We start from the raw sequence: 19,838 nt of genomic DNA, 5'->3' as shown, positions 1-19,838 counted from the left end.
ACTGGCTAAACAGATAATCAGATGAAACGCCTTCAAAAAAATAGATTAGAAGAATTAAGTAAGTATTTGCAAGCAACAAAACTCGATTCCGAATTATTACCGGAAATCCTGGATCATCTCGCTTGTGAAGCAGAAGAGCGGCTTTGGGATGGGAATTCGTTTGAGCAGGCTTTCAATGGGATCATTGAAACCGCTGATTCGCAAACTCTCCTTAATTTAAGTATTGATCACCAAAATCTGTTAGCCATGGAAAAATCACTGAATGACATTGTTTTCGAAGGGAGAAACAAGCTTTACGGCGCTTACCAGTTAAGGAAAAGTTATGGGCAAACTATGCAAAGGTCAGTTTTGCTTGGAGTAACTTTATTTTTATTAATGGTCATGTTACCGGAACTCTACGCCAAGCTGGTGCCAGAACCGAAGAAAGAGGACATAGCCTATGTGCTTGAATTTAAGGATGTTAATATTGTAGCCGACGAAAAGCCATTGCCGCCACCTGTAAAGGAAATACCAAAACCTTTGGAAAAAATGGTGAAGAGTACAGCATTTCAGGTTTTGCCCGATGAAAAGGTCGATGTTGAATATACACCACCCACTACAGATGAATTGGAAAATGCCAAACCTGGCCAGCAAACAGTGGATGGTGTTGATGGGTTGGATATCATTGTACCTCCTGCGGCAGAAAATGGATCAGGAAAAGCAGACCCAATTGAGCTGGCTCCTGAAAAAGCTAAGGAATTCATTCATGTTGAGCAGAACCCGGAATTTGCTGGCGGTAATGCAGCAATGGCAGAATTTTTACGGAAAAATTTAAAATATCCCGCTGCTGCATCACAAGCGGGTATTCAGGGTAGGGTATTTGTTCAGTTTACTGTTGGTTCTGATGGTAAAGTTGAAAATGTACAGGCCATAAAAGGAATAGGTTTTGGTTGTGATGAAGAGGCAGTACGCGTTATCGGTCTTATGAAAGACTGGAAACCGGGGAAGCAAGGCGGTATACCGGTTAGGGTTCGGTTTACAATGCCTATCGTGTTTCAAATGAATTAGTGTAATTGATTTTTTAAAACCGCACTGATTATTTATAGAAATCCTCGTTTACGCGGGGATTTTTTTGTTTTTTTGTGTTAACAAAAATGAGACTTAGAAACCAATAAGAATGATATTTATTTACACCTATTTTGTTCATTCATGTACGCCATAGTTGACATTGAAACGACCGGAGGAGGAAAGGATGCGCGTATTACAGAAATAGCGGTTTTTCGGCACGATGGCCGCCAGGTTGTGGATTTCTTTCACTCACTTGTAAATCCAGAAATGTATATTCCTTCATTTATTACCCGTCTGACAGGTATTGACAATGCAATGGTTCAGGATTCGCCTACATTTTATGATATTCAGGATTCAGTGCGTGCGCTGACCAAAGATGCGTGGTTTGTTGCACATAATGCGAAGTTCGATTACGGCTTTATCAAGAGGGCATTTGGCGAGATGGAAGAACATTTTCAGCGTGATACACTTTGCACCGTGCAGCTTAGCCGGAAAATATTTCCCGGATTTAAATCATATAGCCTCGGAAATTTATGTGATAATTTGCAGATTTCGGTTGAAAACAGACACCGTGCACATGGCGATGCAGCTGCTACGGTTAAGTTGTTTGAACTTCTTCTTCAAAATGATATGCAGAAATTAATACCCGTTGATACTGTCCTTTCAGTATAATAGTGGTTGTTTTCCCATTGGAATGATTTTTTAATAAAATGAGATATTCTTTTTTAAACTAAAAATCGTCCTTATTATGAAAGCGTTTCTCAATTACCTGTTTGTTTTTTTAGTTACTATCAGTCTTTCAAGTTGCGAATTAGCTGGCGGAATTTTTAAGGGAGGCGTTTGGACGGGAGTTATTTTGGTTATCGGTGTAATCGCTCTTGTAATTTGGGCACTATCGCGCATGTTTGGCGGAGGCAGTAAGAGTTAACATAGAACAATTGTTTATGGAAATATGGAGCATCCAGGCGGATAGCTCCTTTTTTATGCCACTTAATCAGGGAGAGACCAGTTTCAATAGTTTTGCAAAATTTACCAGTTAAACTTGTTTATCAGGATTCTCCGTTTCATCTTTGCATTCATTCCTGAACGATCGGGAAGATTTGGTTTAAATATAGATTTATATCAGATCATTAGATCGGGGGATTAGCTCAGTTGGCTAGAGTGCTTGCATGGCATGCAAGAGGTCATGGGTTCGAATCCCATATTCTCCACCCTGATAACAGTGACAAAAAGCATTAAAATCCTGTAAATTATTGATTTACGGGATTTTTTTGCCTTTCGAATGATCAGATTATTCAAAAAACCATAAAATTCTGGTGAGCTGATCAGGCTCAAAAAATATCTTAATATTTACAGGTATATAATACTGAAAATTAGGCCTTTCGTCATGCAAGCCGTTATTTTTTGTCTGTTGTCATTCTAATTTCCGTTATTAATTTATTCCCTTCTGTAAACAAGTCCAACCATAGGGAAGAGTTGTTGTCAAAATTCTTAATTTGTTCTTGTCCAACAAACTTGCCTTTATTTGTCAGGAAATAAAATTTCACTCCTTTCTTTTCTGGAAGTGGTGTGCTGTATGTTTTGACTGTCTTGCTTAGATATTTTTCTGCTTTGTTAATAAATGCTGCTGCTGCTTGTTTTACATTATCGTGTCCACTGCCGCCAATTACACCTCCGCCCGAACTTAAATATAAACTTGCATCACCCGATATGAAGGAGACAAGTGTAGCGGTTCCTTCACCAACGTCCCAATCCATAATTACACCATAAATTATTGTTTGATCAGCAGGAATTTGTATTCCGATTTGTTCTGGTGTTGCACTCAAAGCCAAATTACGTAAGTCTGTGTATGAATTATTTTTTTGGTTAACGTTAGACCGAGTTGTATCCTGGGTTTGTGGTTCTAAAGATTGTTTTGTGTCAGACGATGATTTGTTTTTGCAACTTGTCAGGTAGAAAACAAATGCGCCAACCAATAAAATTCTGATAACTATATAAGTCACTTTCATTAGTTGTCTATATATGGTTTATGCCCGCAAAATGGTATGAAAGAATGACTAATAAATCAGCGATTAAGGGATGTTCAATACAAAATATGCGTAGCGCATTTTGTATTGAAGAAGAATCCTCTTGGGGCATATACTTATGAGTCCTATTTAGACCTCTTACGAAAAGTCGGATTAAGATAAATATTAGACAATATCTGCCTTAAGTCCCAACAAACATCTTCCAGACATTTAGTAAAATCAATGATTCTGGGGAATATTACCAACGGAATCGCCTGCTGTAGTCATGAACGGGCGTAAATCAAACTCTACCATATTCAGGTTGGGCTTTCGAAAATAAAATTTCGTCCCGAAACGTATAGCCGTAGCTGGAATTTTACAATGGGCTACCGGCAGATTGTCGGCTTTACTTACAATAAATGTTTCCTTACCATTGCCAAGAAAAAGGAAACCGATATTTTCAAGGTATTTCCTGTAAATCGAATTTTTTTCCAACTTCTCCTGGTGTGTGAAATCATTGTTGAACTGTAAAATGTCACCGGCTTCCGAAAGTATATAGTAATGCGTACGGTCAAGGCTTAATTGGGAACAGACCGAATCTTTTTTAGAAAACAGGTCGTCGGAAATAAATGAATGCATCCGGTCGCCGTCCTGCATATCAACCGTATTTATTTTTGTAAGCCCCACTGGTGAAAATTCATGAATTTCAAGTTTGTCGCGAAACAACAGGTACAGTTCGTTGCCCTGAACCATGTAATCAGTAAAATAATTTTTGCGTTCACCCCAAACCTTCATAAAAAGTTGCTGACCAGTAGCCGCATCGAATGCCGCAATAAATGGCGTTCCGAACCGGGCCGGAAGGCCAAACTTCATCGCATAACCGTGATTGACTATATAAAGTACGTTGCCTTCCTTAAATAAATGTGATTTGCTGGTTAGCTTGTCGTTTAATTCGGTGGACCAAAGCGTTTTTCCATCAACCGAATGGCAGCTGATCTTGTTTTTGGCAGCAAAGAACACCGAATCTTTATCAAAGACCGGATTAGAGGAAATTTCAAGGAACATATTTGTATATCCATTTGCGCCATAACCATAATATGCGCCGCCGCCGGCAGCACCCATGGCAACCCCAGTCAACAATGCCAAGCCGACCTGCTTCATGTCTACTTTTTCAGCATGCGATACCCGGTCGATATCCCAGCCATCACCATCAGTGATATTTACCAGATGTAAGCCCGATGACTTGATCAGCGCCGTTTCATCATTCAGCATCTGCAGGTTCTCCCAACCATAAATACCCGGTACATTCCGGCTCCAGACCGGTTTGCCGCTTTCAAGATCCATACCCTGCATGACTTTGTAACCGCCTCCCTGCAAATTATAGCACAGAGCCCGGTTAAGTTCGGGGAAAATTTTGAAAGCAGTACCCTTTGATATCCAGAGCGGCATACCAGTCTGGGGATTAAGCCTTTCCATCTTGTTGCCTCGTTGCTGGAGCATTATGTTGCCGTCGAGTAATAACTGGCTTTGCGCATATTTAAATTTCTTTTGCCATTTAGTCTGTCCGCTGGCAGGATCGAAAGCCATCACTTCACCTTTAAAGGTCCACATTTCTTTATTCGGGTTTTTCTTGCGGAGCATGACTGCAAACGATTCGTCCGGCAGCCGGTGAATGCGGTATACGGGCATTCCGAAACTTATTTCCCGGCCGGTTAGCCGCGTATTTGTTCTGAAATCGGTACCTATTTCAATATTGCTGAATGTGGGCTGGATTTTGGATTGTGAAAACGTGCTGACTAAAGGGTGAAGCCACAAAAGAAGTATTAAACCTTTTTTCATAAGAAATGATAAACTGATGAGAAAGAGTGTCTTAATTTGCCAAATATCAATATTAATTATAGAATATCATCCTTCCAGGCAACCGAAAGTTTAAGGATCCGGCAGACATTCAGATAACAGCCCAAATAAATTTGGGAACAAAAAAATCAGACGATGCTATTGAGTTGGAAATTTTCGAGACAGATATCAGTTTTACCAGCGACTCTAATTTGGCACTTAAGAAATTTCTGTAAAAAGGTGGTTTTTTTTGAGAATCGCAATAGAATTTGAGTATAATATGAATGTCTCACACAAGAGATTTTTGTGAAATCATCTATGTATAATAACCGTTATTATGTTAACAGATTAAACACAGAACAAGACCCCGGCAGCCCAGCCTGGCCTGGATTTGTAACTGGCTATGTTTGTTTGCTAAGGCGGACTTGCACAAACCCCATGTTAAAAGTCTACGCCAAGTTGGTCAGTCGAAGTAGTCGCAATGATTAAGTCAGAAAAAAGGTGTACGCTTGCAAATAATGTAAATAACAAAGCAATAAATGTATTTTTTTGAAGTATTCATTGCAAAAGCTTTTCATTAATTTTCACTATTTCAAATTTTTTCCGATTAAGTCCAAGATTAAATAGTTTACTATATTGATATTGAAAATTCAGAAGTATTTTTTTTATTGCCGTTTTTATTTCGGTCTGTTAAACTTGCCATCAACATTGAAGCACTGGCGATGTGTCGGCATTCATTGAACGTCCAGCCCGAAACCAATGATGATTAAAGATACAAAAGCTCATAGTTTATTCTATAGCTCGGGGTTATTCGTCCGCTAAAACTGAAGTTGATTAGGTAACGAAATGCTGAGAATATATTCGTCGCCCCGCCATATTGCCAATGCACTGTTAGCAGCAGTTATTCATTTACAGCTTTACTCAAATCGTCTAAGTCTTTTTTTATTTCCTTAAGACGGTCTGTATTAATAAATGCTCCAAATTGACTGGCAATAACATCCAATTCAACTTTTCTGGAACGAGCCATAAGATTAATTAGTGTCTGAAATTTTTGGTTAGTTTTGTCAACATTTTTTGTAGCGTCAGCTAGTTGATTAAATCTCTTATTTTCCCGAAGACCATTTTTTTCTATTTCATTTTCAATCCGGGTACAACATGCACCCAGCGATGATTCTAAATTCCCATTAGAGTGTAACTCAAAAGTCGCCATTGAGATTCCTGCTAAGTCTGAGGGAATTTTTATTTTTTTTGTTCTGTCATACACAACGTAAGTTCTATTGCGTCCAATACCGCCAACAAACAAACCTAATTCGAATATCACATTGTCTCTCGGTGAATCTGACTCTGTTTCTCTAGAAATGGTCATATCGTCGGGTGTCAAAACTAAAATTGCAAAATCAAATTTCTCTAATGAGGATACTAACTCTTCTAAATAACCTTTGCTAAGCCCAAAAACTCCTTGACTCCATATAGTCACTTCACAGACTCTGTCCAAAAGAAGCTGTATAGTTTTTGCAATTTTTAGTCCTTCGGTCGAAGAACCGATAAATACGGAAGGTTTGTCCATTACGAATTATTTTGGTCTATGTTCCAATTGCTGCTAACGTCAGTCTGTGAAAAAACTTCGGTTTGATTAATACCAAATATATACATAAACTTTCTTTGAAAGAAGGCTGATTTTGAGTATTTTAGATTGTTGATAATCAATGATATATGCCAGAATTAATTTCCGCTAACCGGCACCAGCTAGTATTGGGCTGTATGGAGGAGCTTATTGAAAAAGACAATCCGGTGCGTTTTATAGACGCCTTCGTAGACAAGCTGGAACTGGTTGAGCTCAAATTCCAAATTGCTGAAAGCAAAGCCGAAGGACGGCCTTCATTCAATCCAAAGATATTGTTGAAGTTATACTTTTACGGTTATCTGAATGGTATCCGTAGTAGCCGCAGGCTTGAAAAAGAAGCTATCCGTAACGTAGAGCTGCACTGGCTGCTTGGCAGGCTGCAACCCAACTACCATACCATAGCGGACTTTCGGAAAGATAATCCTGTTGCTTTGAAGAACACCTTTCGGCTGTTTGTGGCTTTTTTGAAAGACCTGGATTTGATAGGAGGGAGTGTTGTAGCCATTGATGGGACGAAGTTCAGAGCCAGTAACAGCAAAAAGCATACCTACAATCAAAAGAAAATAGAACGCCACCTGGCCTATATCGAAGAGAAAACCAGACAATATTTGAAAGAGCTGGATCAGAATGATGCAGCAGAACAATCACCGGAAAAGGTTAGCGATATCGGGGAAAAGATGGAGCGTTTAAAGACAGCCAGAATTAAGTATGAGACCTTGGAGAAGCAGCTTACTGAAACGATCGAGCCTCAGATCAGTACCACCGACGCAGATGCGCGGGCGCTTCTGATCCATGGGCAGGTAGTAGAAGTAAGCTATAACCAACAAGCGGCAGTTGACGCTAAGCACAAACTGGTAGTGGCTACGCACACGATCAACCGCAACGACCGCAACGCATTGACCGACATAGCGCAGCAGGCCCTGGATGCCACCGGTTCGGATGCTATGACGATCCTGGTCGACAAGGGTTATCACAACGGCAAGCAGCTGCAAAATTGCCAGAAAGTGGGCATAGAGACCATCGTTTCCGTACCAGAACTAGTGAATACCAATCGTACGGGTACCCAGCCGGACTACCTGGTAGACAAGTTCCATTACGATCCGGTACAGGACACCTACACCTGCCCACAGGGTGAGTTATTGAAGACCAAGGGCACCTGGCATCAAAAGAAACGGGAGTTGAATGTGGGCTATCAATTCAAGAAATACCGGAGCCCGGCGTGCCGAAGTTGCCCGGTGCGCGACCAGTGCACGGGTCGTCAGGATGGCAGTCGCGAGATCGAACGCTCCGAATATGCCGAAGCGGTAGAAGCCAACGCCCAGAATTACCGGGCAGGAAAAGCACTTTACCGAAAACGGCAAGAGATAAACGAGCATATATTCGGGACCATTAAACGACAATGGGGCTATAACCATACCAACCTTCGGGGTTTAGAGAAAGTCAATGGAGAAATGGCCCTGGTGATGACGGTTTACAACCTGAAAAGGTTATTGAATATCCTGAAATTTGAAGAAATCATGCAAAAGCTCAATCATTGGAAACCGGTCTATCCCAAGGGGGCCATGTTTTATCAAAATCGCCACATAATAAACCTTTTAGAGCACTTCAAATTTTATAGCCTGGCATTTGCTGCTTAAAAACCGCACCGTGCACAGGCCAGGAAATGAGCAGGAATAACGGTTCTTCGGGTGATTTTTTTAAGCGAAGCTAGTTTTTTCACAGCCTGACGTTTTGGGTATTGCCGAAGGCGGGGATTTTAGCACAAAAGTTCAATCGAAGAACGGAAGTTGAACCTTGCAAAAATGTCCAATCGAAGCTGTTCTGCCCCGTTTTTGGCAATACCTTGTTATAGGTAGCACTTCTGTCAATCAACGTTACCATAGTTTCCACCTACTTTTGTTCTTTATCAATTCCTTGATAGTTTGTTTAGTTTTTGAACGAGGTTTTGTTTCTTCTGATTTAATTTGTTTGTCAGTCGCCTCAATTATGTTGATGTCAAAATCTGCTACGAAACCAAACATTGAGCTATTTATGTCATAATTTTTCTGAACTTCTAAACTATCAATTGTTTCAATTAAATGAGGTATATGTTTGTGTCGAATTGGAAGATACCATTTTACATTTGGTTTATTGTCCCAACTTGCAAAATTCATCACAAGAACTTCGGCATCTTCAAAGTCTTTTTTTGTCGGTTTGTTCGATTGGTTTATTCGTGTTGTTGCAATTAGATTATGTCCATATTCATTATCCTTAATTGCTTCCAAAATAACCGCTCCGCCATAATTTCCATTTTCAAGTTTAAAAGTTAGGCAATCTCCTTTTTCAAAAACTGGTTGGCGAATTATTTTCTTTTTTCTTGACTTTCCTTTTAGTCTTTCTGTTTGTAACTCCGCAAGAAACTTGTCAAGAACTACTTTACGCTTTTTAATGTCTTTTTCGTCTGCCTCAAGTTGTCGGCATACTTCGAGGTCGGCACCTGTTTCAACAATTTTTTTTATTCTGTCGAAAACACTTTTGTCTAGTTGTTTGCATTCCCACTGTGCTTTTGCCAACGCAAACCAAAAGTTGTTGCTGTCGTCTGTATCGTCAATTATTTCTTTATTGTCTAAAACTAATTTCTTTGAAATTTCGTCTACGTCAAGTCCGTCATTATACAGGTCGAAAAACTCACCGTAAATGTCTGCGTAAGTGTCGTTAGATGATATTGCTGCTCCCCAAGCTCCCATATTTTCTGTTTGGCGTCTGTCTTTTTAAACTTGCCATCAACTTCTCGATTGACGCACTTTCAATACAACATACAAATTGCATTGATTGTATTGTTTTAGAGGAAGCATATGGAGAAATATACTTATGACACCTATTTTGCCGTCCCATAAAACGTCAATCTAAACGGTGGTTTATGTGAGAGACTTTCTATGCGGTGTTACGATATCAATAAATCAGGGTTTTGTATGATTGTTGTGAATCATGGAATAACCTAATTTTGCACTTTATTCAGTGCGTTCTGTAGCAATGTCATCTAAATGCCGTATAAATGCCGCATCATGTTCAAACCATAAAAACTTGATTTGGTTTAACTTGCAGGAAAGAACAACAGCTATGCAAACAGGACAGAAAATTAAAGAAATCAGAACCAGCCTTGGTATGACCCAACAAGAATTAGCTTCGAAAGCAAGGGTCGATCTGAGAACAATTCAACGAATTGAAAATGGTGAAGTAATACCCCGAAGTTATACACTTAAAACCATTGCAAAAGCTATGAATACAGAAGAATCAGAGTTGTTTGATCTGAACCTTCCGGAAAATAAGCAGGAAGATCCCAAAAGGAACAAATCCATTTTAGTATGGCTACATTTAAGCGCAATATTATTTCTGCCGGCTTTTCTTATCTGGTTTTTCGAAAAAGAGCATGATTTAGATATTAAGCGCCATGGCGCAGATGTTATTAATTTTCAGTTAAGTATGCTCGCCATTTTACTTCCCTGCCTGTTTTTCGCAGGACTTCCCCAATTGATTGCTTTATTCACAGTAACAGTTATCTTGATAAATACTGTTAGGGTCATAAGAGGTAAATCATACCATTATCCATTGTCAGTTAGAGTATTGGGTTATAAATAACTGATTTAATAAAACTAAGGCAGTTGATAAGGTAAAGATGACTTTTAATTCGTAATATATATCGTCGATACCAAAAAAGACTTCAGGTATCTCACGTTTATTATTACTTATCAAAAAAATCTCACAAAATCTCGGATTTTAATGGCGGATATTTGCAACAAGTAAAAAAACTATGATTGGTTGTCCGAAATACGACATGTAAAATTGTTTCAAAAAACTTTCAGGGATAATATCGAAATAGGAATTGTTTAGGAGATCAAATCAATAATTCTGGGCTTGGTAGATGATTCAGATCTACCGGAATACCACTGCAGCACAAAAAAATTACTTTCAGTTGCTGCACATTTTTTCGTAGTACAGGTCTGTTGATTGTTCCCGGTTTAGCTTTACTTACTTTTTTAAGATGTTTGTTCTTACCGAAAGGAAGGTGAGGGTATGTAAAAAGGGTGCCGTTGCAGACACCCTTTTAGTATGCTCCATTTTATCAGATCTTCATTTTTCGGCAGCTTACCTGGTTACCAGCAGCTTCACCGTTTCTGTAAAAACGTCTGACTGGATTTTTAGTACATAAATCCCTTCGGCCAAACGCAGGGAAGAAATATCGATCTCCGCTTTCATACCTAATTCCGGCGCTTCACGCTGTCTGATCGGATATGCCGTGCCTGACAAACTGGTTAACTGCAGACTGACTTTTCCTGAATGACGATCCGATACTTCTACCGTAAACAGTTTGCTGGCAGGGTTGGGATAGATTTTGGAAACTACGATGTTTTCTTTTGCTACTGCCAAATTCTCCTGGCTGATCCTGGAAACAGGTGCAGGAACCGGTCCATATTCAATAACCAGCTGCGGCTGGCTGGCTGCATTTTCCCTGCCGTTGAAAGTCAGCTGGGTGTTCTGGTTTGCCGGATTTGTCAGGAAAATACTGGCTGTTTTATCCCCAGCGGCCTGTGCATTGATAAATGTTGTTACATCAATCTCATAATATTGTGCAGTATTACCCACCAGGACCGAACCTAATACACTGCCGGAAACAGCCGGAGCATTGTCCCAGGTAATGCCGCTCTCGGTCCAGCTGTTATTGGCAATACCAAAAGCTGATACATTGATACTTGTATTATCCTGGGAATTTGAACCATAAAAACGCAGTCTGGCTGAACTGATCTGACCTGCATTGTCCAGGGGAAATTTAAGATATACATTGCGCTGATAACTTGGCAGGCTTCCTGATTTGATTTCCAACGTGGCAGTTGAACCAAAATTGGTGGCGTTATAAGGTATATTACGGACAGTTGCATCCGCAACCGGACTTAATCTTGCCTGTTGTACAGGCAAGATCTCAATGGCGGAAATAAGGGGATTGTCTGCCGCACCAGCCAGAAAATCAATGTTCAGAACTCCGTCTGTTACCGTCACCGTAAATGCCTGCTGTGTGGCACGCATGGCACCGCCCGCTGCTGCAAAAATATCATAGTTGGTCAGCTTTCTGCTGCCTTCGATATTGACGTTGAAGCGGCGTTTGCTGGTTCCTGTAGAGCCGCCCTTACCGGGTACACCCCAGAAAAGCTCAGCAAAATGCAGGACCACGCTTACAGTTCCGTTTGTTACAGGAATGCCGTAACTAAAAGAAGCACCGACACGGCCGTTGCGATAGAGCTCGTCATCCGTGGTGTTCAGGATGTCGCCTGATGTAATAGAAGATATTTTAGAAGTGCCGCTGAAATACTGGTCAGCGCTAAACGGACGGTTACCGGAAGCAGCAAAAGCACTTCCACCGGAATTGATACGCATAGATGCTGCCGGTTCTACTGTGTCATTGTGAAATATGAATACTGAACCAGCGTCTACCACACTGTTTGCCTCATTTTCATCTTCATCATCAAACGGGGCGCCAACAATAATGTTGCGGCCATCGATCGCAACAACAGATCCGAACTGTTCGTCATATCCAGCTACGGCCGGGGCAAGAAGCTGCTGCTGGCCCCAGATATCAGAACCACCTTCATTTTTGCCATAAACATAGGCGGCTCCAGCAGGAGACAATGTACCTACCACGGCATAGTCACCGTTGATAGATCCTGAAAGTCCGAACGAATCCTGCGTATTGGATGATGGTGTAAGGAGTTTTTTCACCAAACCCCAGTTACCGGTTCCGCCTATATCCTTCTTATAGATGGTAGCCGAACCATTTCCTGTCCGGGTAATATTATTGTATTCGAGGGAGGTAATAAGTGCATAATCCTCGCTCATGGATACAATCAATCCAAAACGTGCGTTGGCAGCCCGGATATCGCTGGTGATCTTTTTAATTTTCCCCCAGTTATTTAGCCCGCCTGTATTTTTACTGTATAAAAAAGTACTGCCTGAGTTAGCCAGATAATTTTTCTCCGAAATATCATAATCATCATCCGGTGATCCGATCAGCAGGTAATCACCGCTCATGGTTACACTGGCACCAAAGTGATCAGCGATGGCAGGAGTAGGAGGAATAATTTTTTTAACAAGGTTCCAGCTGGCAGTGTTAGCCGTATTCCTTTCATAAAGATAAACAGAACCTGACATGGGATATTGATCCGGCTGCCCTACTTCAGCTTTATCGCTTAACGCTCCTATTGCAAGATACTGGCCGTTGATAAATACCGAGTAACCAAACTGTGCTTCTACTTTCGTATTGTCAGAAACACCTGGCAGGACAAGTCTGGTCAGCAGGCCCCAATTGTTAGTTCCACCCTGATTTTTCGAGTAAATATATACTGCGCCAAAATTTACAGTTCTTCCCTCGAACGGAACACCCACCACCGCCAGCGTATCAAAAATGGCAACAGTAGTACCGAATTTATCTTCAATGGCCTGCCGGTTTTCCCTGGCTGATGCTACCAGTTTTTTGATGGTCTTCCAGCCGCTTCCGTCGTTATGAAGAATATAGGCAGCCCCGGCGTCTGTATCATAATCCTGGCCATTGGCATCATAATCATTTTTTATAGCACCGACAATTGCATAGTTGCCGCTGATGGCAACTGCTTTGCCAAACTCATCGTCCATGTTTGTCTGAATGGAATATAAGGTTTGCTCTTTGCCCCATACATCTGTTCCACCCAAATTTTTTCTATATATGAGTGCTGCCCCTGAACCATCTGCTGCGTAACCAGCAAAAGCCTCATCTTTTGCACCTACAATGATCGCATCACCGGTAATATCCACGGAAGAGGCAAAACCGTTATTACTTCCAGACCGGGAACGCAGCTCGGCAACTGAACTCCATTGATCAGCCGCGGGTGCTGATTTTTTAAAGATATGAACCCGGGCATCGTTGCCATCAAAAGGCGAAACACCAACAATGAAATCGCCGTACATGGTAAGCTGATCCGAAAAAAAGCACCAGCCACCGGATTTGGCTGCTGGATTTTCTGAACAAAATTCCATTTGTCCGTTCCGTCCTGGGTCTTTTTATAAACTGATGCCGAGCCTGCATTGGGCTTGTTAACATCTCCCAGATTATCATAAGGCGCACCGATCACCGCATAATCACCGAACATGGCTACCGGGTGTTCCTTAACAACTGCAGAACTTACCACAGGAAGGCTTTGTACAAACCCAAAATTTCCGGCCCCTCCTCTGTCCCTTCTGAAAATCATGGCAGATTCATTGGTACCGACAATTAACTGAAAGTCCGATATGGCTACCGTAGTCCCAAAATTGATAGCTGTACGAACCGGTGCCGTCAGTTTTTTGTGTATCAGCCAGCCACTTGCATTTCGGCGCAAGAGATAAGCAGCTCCGGCATTTGCCACAGGATTTTGCCCCGATCCATCCAGATTATCATCTTTTACACCAATAACAGCATATGTACTGTCGATTGCAACGGAGGTAATTTGTACTGATGGGTCAAACCTAAATATGGGGTTTGACCCACCGGATGCCCACACGGTATTACCATTGGCAACAATAACGGCTCCTCCACCTGCCGCCATTAATGAGCCTGGTTCTCCTGCCCCGATAGCGGTTACCTGTGAATAAGGCTGCCAAATTCCATCTTTCCTTGTAAAAACCTGCAGGATATCTTTGCTACCCGAAGAGGCCACATAGGCATAATTCCCCTCTATGACAACATGCCGGCCAAACATTTTACCAGTTGTACCCGAAGTGACTTTTAGCCTGTCACCGGCAACACCCTTAGCAGTTTGCTGCCAGTCCTGGGCAAAAGTGATGGGTACATGAAAGAGGCCAAAAACAACCAGAAAGGCTGTTCTCAGTAAAAATAAATTTGTCTTCATACGTTGGGTTAAGTGGTTAACTTGTAGATCTTAGTTATGAGTAATTTACTTGCTAAGTTACATTATGTATCCAAATGTTACTAATAAGTAAATTGTAAATTTGATTTTTATTTTTAGAGTTGAATTTTTGTTTTACAGCTATGTCCAACGGGTTCACCGGATGCCTGTCCAAGGCAGAGTCATGGACTTTAATAAGGACCAGATTTGCTCCAAACCGGGTTTAAGCCCATCTTTTATGAAGAGCAGCAGTAATTTTTATTCGATCCGTGTTTAAGTTGTTTTCAGAATGAGGGAAAGCAGGTTTTTTCAGCATCTGCATCTTCATAACCATAAGCCATCACGAACGTTTCGGCTATAGATAACATAAAAGGGATAATAAATCTCATACAATGACTGAATTTACCTGGTTGAGATACCTGCTTAAATCTGGACACATCTGCTCAGACAATAGTATGGTACCAGGTTTGCATGTTAATCCTGGTTTGCTACGTAAGCCGGGATTATAATCTTTTTCAATTTGTTATGTTGCATGGATACCGGCAGGGCAGAGGCCAGGAAGAAACCTAAAAATATGCATTTCTAATACACAATTATTTAGGCTGACAACTAGAAAGGTGTGCAGTGCTTTTTTTAAGCAAGATAGGTTGCTTGAACCGGATGATGCAATTCAGAGAGCTTATCTTCAGATAATACCACGACACATATTTGAAGACCTTCGCAGTTAATCCCCTTTTGGTCCGGGCATCACTCCTAGCTGCTGTAATAATCCGACGGTATCCATAATGATCCTGCTTTCGGAAAATAACTTACCTCTGACAACATCAATGACTACGCCCCAGACTTCAACTTGCCTGTTTGTTGGAGGTATGCCCATAAATTCACCTTTTTGCGTTCCTGTCCAGGTAAATCTGGTTACAACCTTTTCGCCTTCTGCTATTTGTTCATTCACTGTCCAATGCATATCAGGAAATCCGGTAAACATTGAATTCAGTGCAAATTTCAGTCCTTCTCTACCAGGTCCCTGTCCGGGAAATGGGAGATGTTCAATAAAATCTTCCCATACAAGATTATTGGCCGCATTTAAATTTTTCTTATTGATTACTTCCTCGATAAAGTCATCCATGAATTTTTTGTTTTCTTCCAGGGTCATTGCAGGTTATTTGGGTTTAGGTAAAATCATTAATATCTGGTAACAGACAATAAAAGAGTAATTTAAATCGACGGATCCTTAATGGATTTTACTGGTTTATTATAATTAATTATACTCCTTAGTTAACTTGCTTAAAGGTGTACTCATCGTCAAACAACAAAATATTAATCTGCCATTAAGCCAGCGAAAACTACTATACACGTTATAGGAGTAAAGAAACCAACAGTGCTTGAGAAATTACTTGATTCAGATCAATAAATACTTAAAGATGCATATTTCTTTTTCTGATCCGGCTGACAGTTTCCGGCGTTACTCCCAGATACGCTGCAATATGAAAGAGCGGGATCCTTTGAAACAAAGCAGGATTTTCCCGTAGCAACCTTGTATACTTCACATCTGGCGTTTCTTTGCCGGTGCTTGATATTTCCTGTTTTAAATCGTAAATGAACCGGGCATGTAATTTCAATTGATGTAAGGCCAGTGCAGGAATGGATGTAAAGGCAGCTTCCCATTTTTGACGGTTCAAACACAGTATCACCGAATCTTCCAGAGCCTGAAAGTGAAATTCCGATGGGATTTGATACAAAAAACTCATGATTTCTCCGGCAAACTTCCCTTCCTGGGCGAAGTAGACAGTCCGCTCCTTGTTTTCGGGTGTAACATAATACTGACGAAGAATGCCTTTATGAACGAAGAAAGTGTTTTGGACTACATCTCCTGCCTGAAATACAAACTCATTTTTTTTAACGATTTTTTCTTCAAAATAGGGGATCAGTTTTTGTAGGTCAGGTGGAGAAAAATTTTGTATTTCGAGAAATTTGCTGATCAGCAGTGAAGTATCCATTAGTAAATGTAATGGTAATTTCAGTGCCAAAAAAATGCTCCGTTAATGCCCGATGCAGCGATTCAAAAATTACAAAACAGAATCAAAATATCTTTTTACATATTACTTTTTACAATCTATATTAGAAATAAAATCCTTATAACACGACTTTGGGGAAAGTAGATAATGCCGGGTGACCATTTAAAGGTCTGAATGATATTTTAAATCAAACAGACCTTTTTACCTATACCGAATATTAATTAACCTTCCAATATGAATATTTCCGGGGCGTCATCATGGGATAATAATAAATGAATTTGAAGCATCATCATCCCCGGATTTGATTTTAATGCTATATTTCCCGAGAGCCAAATTTGGCAGATCTATTTTTATCTTCTGCATCTCTGGCGAGACCGGAAAACTTTTATCCTGATAGACAATTTTACCGCGATTATCATAAATGGCTATATTAATTGCCTGAGCTGCGAACAAACCATTGATAATGAAAGCAATGTTTTTGCCCTGACCGGGATTTGGATACGGGATTATACCCAAGGGTACCGATATTCCTTTTATTGCAATGACAGAGCTGTACCGGAAGCCGCCATCGGTATCGACCTGTTTGAAACGGTAATAAGTATAACCTGTATTGCGGTTTGGGTCAGATAGGCCGTATTTTCCTGTCGATGTTAAGTTTTCAGAAAGTTTTCCTGTTGCTACCGGATCAAATCCCGAATTAAGATTAAGTGTGCGCTCGACCTGAAAATAATCGTTATTGACCAGCTGACTGGTTTCCCAGAAAAGCGCCACATGGGCATCGTCTATACGTTCACCTGAGAAAGTTAATGATTTAACTGGGGATGCAGTCTGAGCACATGGCAAGAATGAACGACGTTCAATGCTCCGTGGGGTCAGTTTTAACGACCGTGCCTTGAAAAAGTCTGCCTTAGTTTTAGCTACAATAATTTCAGCAGCCAACTGCGTCTTCGTCTTGAGTACAAAAGATTGCGCCTTAAGCGTGTTGACAAACAGTATACAAACTATAGAGTAAAAAACGAGTTTCATATTTGATTTGTTTAAAGGTTAAACCAATCAAAACGTGGAGCTCATCGTCGTCACATCGAAAACGAAAGGATTTAGGTTTGCCGTCAGGACACCCGTCTTCACGTTTGTCGAATAAGTCGTAATTCTTATTGATTTATATACAAATTTGACGCTTTCTTCAAGGCCTGCACAATCGTCCGGGCATCCTTCAACCGCGGAATTTGATACATTCGTCACATAAACATTCTTCAGCTCAATTTTGTGAGACACTTTCTGCCCGTCAGCAGTATTTTTGGTGGAAACGATTTCCATAAGTGCATACAATGTACCTTTTGAAATACTTCTTAATAGTTCATTTGTCAAAATGTCAACGTTTTTAGTTATGACAATTTCACCAAAGTTTGCCTTGCCAACCGCCGCACCAGTTGATTTGTAGGAAGTCAGGGCTTCCACGCCATACTGCACACCTGAAATTTGCACATAATTTTCAAAGCCTTTATAAATACTGCCTTGTTGGGTAAGTGTACCAGCTTTTAGGAACAATTGCTGTGCAGAAAGGGAACTTGTAACAAACAGACTAAAACCAAAAACGATAAGAAAGGAGATTTTTTTCATAAAAAGGGTGATCTATTAATATATAGGTTTAACATTGAGTACAATTCTTATACTGGTTGATAAAGGAGGGCTCTTTCTAATGCGTCAAATTTTCGATTGAATTTTAGGTAACGATATTTAATTATATGCCCTATTCTGCCAGTTTTGAAATCAAACTTTATGGATCAGGGCCCTGCTTGTTTTTATGATCATGTTAAAAGGTTTTGGATTCCTGAATGGTGCCTGTTGGCATTTTCTCCAGGACGTATTTATTATTCAAATAATGTTTGCATGAGAAGTAAGCCGGAGGGCTTATGGATCAATGCCATTATATGCATCCTGATTCTCTAATCATATATAATGATTAGCTTAATTGCAAAGGAACGCAGGAAATGCCACAAAAAAATTGATTGAAATCAAGAAATACTTCAAATCCTGTCCGCCCCGGAATGTTTTTATTATAATTCAATTGACCATGGATATAATACACAGATAGCCAGCTAGCATAATCTCTAGTATGTAGGGTTGAGCCAACTTCATATCAAATCTGGCCGCCTTTTTTAATCATATCCCTGATCAAACCGGAATCAACTGACTTTTCAAAGGTGTTTTCTACACAGGTATCTATGTCCAACTATGAAAAAAAACCTGAAATTCTTTTGGGCAATGGTTATTCGGCCATCGGCAGGATATATCCCCCGGTTTTTTAAATGTGTGCGAAGTGTATGCTTTAAAAATAGCTTTACGCCTATTTTTAAATTTTGATTGTCCGGAATACCGCGCTTGTAAGCCTAAAACTTAACTTTTATGCTCAACTCATTGCCAGCTATGTTAGGGAAGTCTTTACTTTTTATTCTAAATTCCATTGATATGCGGTTAATAAAAACAACAGGACATTTTTTGGAATAAAGGGTTTTGTGAGAAAATATAATCCAGCTATCAGGAAATTATTTGTTCAATGGGAAAGATCTATTGGTAACTAGCTATCATTTTGGAGAATTCGGGCTGTTGCGGTTCTGATTCAAAGGCAAGGGCCATTCAATATCTGGCTGCGTAGCTTGCGAATTCTCCCGGAGGCATGTTTAATTTAAAAGGGTTAGTTTAACGGCCTGATATAGATCAAATTCTATATTAGAGTTGGGTCTTATATTTTTTACATGAAACAGGAAATTTTCATTATTAAATGACTTACAAGCAATTATTGAATTCTTGTAGAGATGTAATGGCCAAAAAGCATCAGGTTTCGGCGAGGTAAATATTTTATCGGTTATGTAAGGATAGTTCTTCAGGTATTCAAGTGTAATGCCGTTTTTACTGACTACACCCAAATTGAGAAAGGAGGTGCCTTGAAGTGGTTCCAGCGAGGAAAGCGTTGCTCCATAACAATTGAAGCGCATATGCCTGACCTCATAATCGCCGATTTGAAACGGACTTTGAAGCACCAGGCTCTGGCCCTTATTTATAGTCCCTGTTTTAACCAGTTTCCACTTATAAGGAGCATTGACTTCAATGCCGGTCAGATGTGCCGTACTAGTTCTGGCGGCTATATTTTGTGTGGCAGCCAGCTGTTGTGAGCCACTAATCGGTAGCGGTGCCGTCTTGTCATTACAACCAGATAACATACTTGTCAGGGCAAGGAAAATACAAATCAAAAAAAGATGTCTCATGATAATAGATAAAAAAGATAATAAAAAATGGATAGTTTTTTTAAGCCTTTCCATGAAATAAACATGGTGAAGAAGGCGATACAAACGTAGGGGAGATGAAAACCGGTAGCAATTGTAATAAGTATACAAAAGGTTTACCCAGATCAATTTTAGGT

Annotated in this window: 16 protein-coding genes and 1 tRNA gene; 6 read left to right on the top strand and 11 right to left on the bottom strand. The window is 40.3% G+C overall.

The features are described from left to right. The first annotated feature begins 21 nt into the window (after positions 1-21). From KZC02_RS06960 to KZC02_RS06945, 4 genes are all read left to right on the top strand, one after another. Positions 22-1,047: an energy transducer TonB gene (locus KZC02_RS06960; RefSeq protein WP_221393435.1), complete on the top strand. Its 1,026-nt coding sequence runs from the start codon at positions 22-24 to the stop codon at positions 1,045-1,047. 141 nt (positions 1,048-1,188) lie between these two features. Then, on the top strand, positions 1,189-1,719 hold the full coding sequence (locus tag KZC02_RS06955; protein WP_221393434.1) for a PolC-type DNA polymerase III: 531 nt from the start codon (positions 1,189-1,191) through the stop codon (positions 1,717-1,719). Between the two features lie 76 nt (positions 1,720-1,795). Continuing rightward, positions 1,796-1,975 (top strand): hypothetical protein, encoded by a 180-nt coding sequence (locus tag KZC02_RS06950; protein ID WP_221393433.1) that lies wholly within the window; start codon positions 1,796-1,798, stop codon positions 1,973-1,975. A 209-nt stretch (positions 1,976-2,184) separates the two neighbouring features. After that, positions 2,185-2,258: transfer RNA gene (locus tag KZC02_RS06945), tRNA-Ala, on the top strand. A gap of 186 nt (positions 2,259-2,444) precedes the next feature. Here the strand turns inward: KZC02_RS06945 and KZC02_RS06940 are convergent. The 3 genes from KZC02_RS06940 to KZC02_RS06930 form a co-directional block, all read right to left on the bottom strand. Next, positions 2,445-3,056: a hypothetical protein gene (locus KZC02_RS06940; RefSeq protein WP_221393432.1), complete on the bottom strand. Its 612-nt coding sequence runs from the start codon at positions 3,054-3,056 to the stop codon at positions 2,445-2,447. 237 nt (positions 3,057-3,293) lie between these two features. After that, complete coding sequence (locus tag KZC02_RS06935; RefSeq protein ID WP_221393431.1) at positions 3,294-4,892, bottom strand: PQQ-binding-like beta-propeller repeat protein; 1,599 nt, start codon at positions 4,890-4,892, stop codon at positions 3,294-3,296. Positions 4,893-5,790: 898 nt separating this feature from the next. Beyond that, positions 5,791-6,456, bottom strand: a complete 666-nt coding sequence (locus KZC02_RS06930) for a TIR domain-containing protein (RefSeq protein ID WP_221393430.1) — start codon at positions 6,454-6,456, stop codon at positions 5,791-5,793. 146 nt (positions 6,457-6,602) lie between these two features. Between KZC02_RS06930 and KZC02_RS06925 the strand changes: the two genes are divergently transcribed. Then, a complete protein-coding gene (locus KZC02_RS06925; protein ID WP_221393429.1) occupies positions 6,603-8,150 on the top strand; it encodes an IS1182 family transposase in 1,548 nt (515 codons plus the stop codon). A gap of 237 nt (positions 8,151-8,387) precedes the next feature. Here KZC02_RS06925 and KZC02_RS06920 read toward each other — a convergent pair whose 3' ends face one another. Further along, positions 8,388-9,239: a hypothetical protein gene (locus KZC02_RS06920; protein ID WP_221393428.1), complete on the bottom strand. Its 852-nt coding sequence runs from the start codon at positions 9,237-9,239 to the stop codon at positions 8,388-8,390. 271 nt (positions 9,240-9,510) lie between these two features. On the opposite strand from KZC02_RS06920, the gene KZC02_RS06915 reads away from it, so the two are divergent. Then, positions 9,511-10,131 (top strand): helix-turn-helix domain-containing protein, encoded by a 621-nt coding sequence (locus KZC02_RS06915; protein WP_221393427.1) that lies wholly within the window; start codon positions 9,511-9,513, stop codon positions 10,129-10,131. A gap of 507 nt (positions 10,132-10,638) precedes the next feature. Here KZC02_RS06915 and KZC02_RS06910 read toward each other — a convergent pair. The 7 genes from KZC02_RS06910 to KZC02_RS06885 all read right to left on the bottom strand — a co-directional run bounded on the left by KZC02_RS06910 (position 10,639) and on the right by KZC02_RS06885 (position 19,737). Beyond that, on the bottom strand, positions 10,639-13,332 hold the full coding sequence (locus KZC02_RS06910; RefSeq protein WP_229254456.1) for a malectin domain-containing carbohydrate-binding protein: 2,694 nt from the start codon (positions 13,330-13,332) through the stop codon (positions 10,639-10,641). Beyond that, positions 13,302-14,405, bottom strand: a complete 1,104-nt coding sequence (locus KZC02_RS31580; protein WP_229254047.1) for an FG-GAP repeat protein — start codon at positions 14,403-14,405, stop codon at positions 13,302-13,304. Before KZC02_RS31580 ends, KZC02_RS06910 begins: the two co-directional genes overlap by 31 nt. A gap of 721 nt (positions 14,406-15,126) precedes the next feature. Further along, positions 15,127-15,555, bottom strand: a complete 429-nt coding sequence (locus KZC02_RS06905) for an ester cyclase (protein WP_221393425.1) — start codon at positions 15,553-15,555, stop codon at positions 15,127-15,129. A 262-nt stretch (positions 15,556-15,817) separates the two neighbouring features. After that, the gene (locus KZC02_RS06900; RefSeq protein WP_221393424.1) at positions 15,818-16,399 is read right to left on the bottom strand and encodes a Crp/Fnr family transcriptional regulator; all 582 of its coding nucleotides are present in this window, start codon (positions 16,397-16,399) and stop codon (positions 15,818-15,820) included. Between the two features lie 273 nt (positions 16,400-16,672). After that, positions 16,673-17,443, bottom strand: a complete 771-nt coding sequence (locus KZC02_RS06895) for a T9SS type A sorting domain-containing protein (RefSeq protein ID WP_221393423.1) — start codon at positions 17,441-17,443, stop codon at positions 16,673-16,675. 27 nt (positions 17,444-17,470) lie between these two features. Next, positions 17,471-18,037, bottom strand: a complete 567-nt coding sequence (locus KZC02_RS06890; protein WP_221393422.1) for a type VI secretion system tube protein Hcp — start codon at positions 18,035-18,037, stop codon at positions 17,471-17,473. A 1,061-nt stretch (positions 18,038-19,098) separates the two neighbouring features. Further along, positions 19,099-19,737 (bottom strand): hypothetical protein, encoded by a 639-nt coding sequence (locus KZC02_RS06885; RefSeq protein ID WP_221393421.1) that lies wholly within the window; start codon positions 19,735-19,737, stop codon positions 19,099-19,101. Positions 19,738-19,838: the final 101 nt, after the last annotated feature.

Origin of the sequence: Dyadobacter sp. NIV53 (assembly GCF_019711195.1) — a bacterium.
Classification (GTDB): Bacteria; Bacteroidota; Bacteroidia; order Cytophagales; family Spirosomataceae; genus Dyadobacter.
Note: the sequence above shows the minus strand (reverse complement) of the source record. Positions and strands in the feature narration are given on the sequence as shown.

What these genes read in the sequence shown, in the direction of transcription:
- KZC02_RS06905 (WP_221393425.1), bottom strand. Translation starts at nt 15,555, where the DNA reads ATGACCCTGGAAGAAAACAAAAAATTCATGGATGACTTTATCGAGGAA.
- KZC02_RS06935 (WP_221393431.1), bottom strand. Translation starts at nt 4,892, where the DNA reads ATGAAAAAAGGTTTAATACTTCTTTTGTGGCTTCACCCTTTAGTCAGC.
- KZC02_RS06955 (WP_221393434.1), top strand. Translation starts at nt 1,189, where the DNA reads ATGTACGCCATAGTTGACATTGAAACGACCGGAGGAGGAAAGGATGCG.
- KZC02_RS06890 (WP_221393422.1), bottom strand. Translation starts at nt 18,037, where the DNA reads ATGAAAAAAATCTCCTTTCTTATCGTTTTTGGTTTTAGTCTGTTTGTT.
- KZC02_RS06900 (WP_221393424.1), bottom strand. Translation starts at nt 16,399, where the DNA reads ATGGATACTTCACTGCTGATCAGCAAATTTCTCGAAATACAAAATTTT.
- KZC02_RS06960 (WP_221393435.1), top strand. Translation starts at nt 22, where the DNA reads ATGAAACGCCTTCAAAAAAATAGATTAGAAGAATTAAGTAAGTATTTG.
- KZC02_RS06885 (WP_221393421.1), bottom strand. Translation starts at nt 19,737, where the DNA reads ATGGAAAGGCTTAAAAAAACTATCCATTTTTTATTATCTTTTTTATCT.
- KZC02_RS06940 (WP_221393432.1), bottom strand. Translation starts at nt 3,056, where the DNA reads ATGAAAGTGACTTATATAGTTATCAGAATTTTATTGGTTGGCGCATTT.
- KZC02_RS06895 (WP_221393423.1), bottom strand. Translation starts at nt 17,443, where the DNA reads ATGAAACTCGTTTTTTACTCTATAGTTTGTATACTGTTTGTCAACACG.
- KZC02_RS31580 (WP_229254047.1), bottom strand. Translation starts at nt 14,405, where the DNA reads ATGAAGACAAATTTATTTTTACTGAGAACAGCCTTTCTGGTTGTTTTT.
- KZC02_RS06920 (WP_221393428.1), bottom strand. Translation starts at nt 9,239, where the DNA reads ATGGGAGCTTGGGGAGCAGCAATATCATCTAACGACACTTACGCAGAC.
- KZC02_RS06930 (WP_221393430.1), bottom strand. Translation starts at nt 6,456, where the DNA reads ATGGACAAACCTTCCGTATTTATCGGTTCTTCGACCGAAGGACTAAAA.
- KZC02_RS06950 (WP_221393433.1), top strand. Translation starts at nt 1,796, where the DNA reads ATGAAAGCGTTTCTCAATTACCTGTTTGTTTTTTTAGTTACTATCAGT.
- KZC02_RS06925 (WP_221393429.1), top strand. Translation starts at nt 6,603, where the DNA reads ATGCCAGAATTAATTTCCGCTAACCGGCACCAGCTAGTATTGGGCTGT.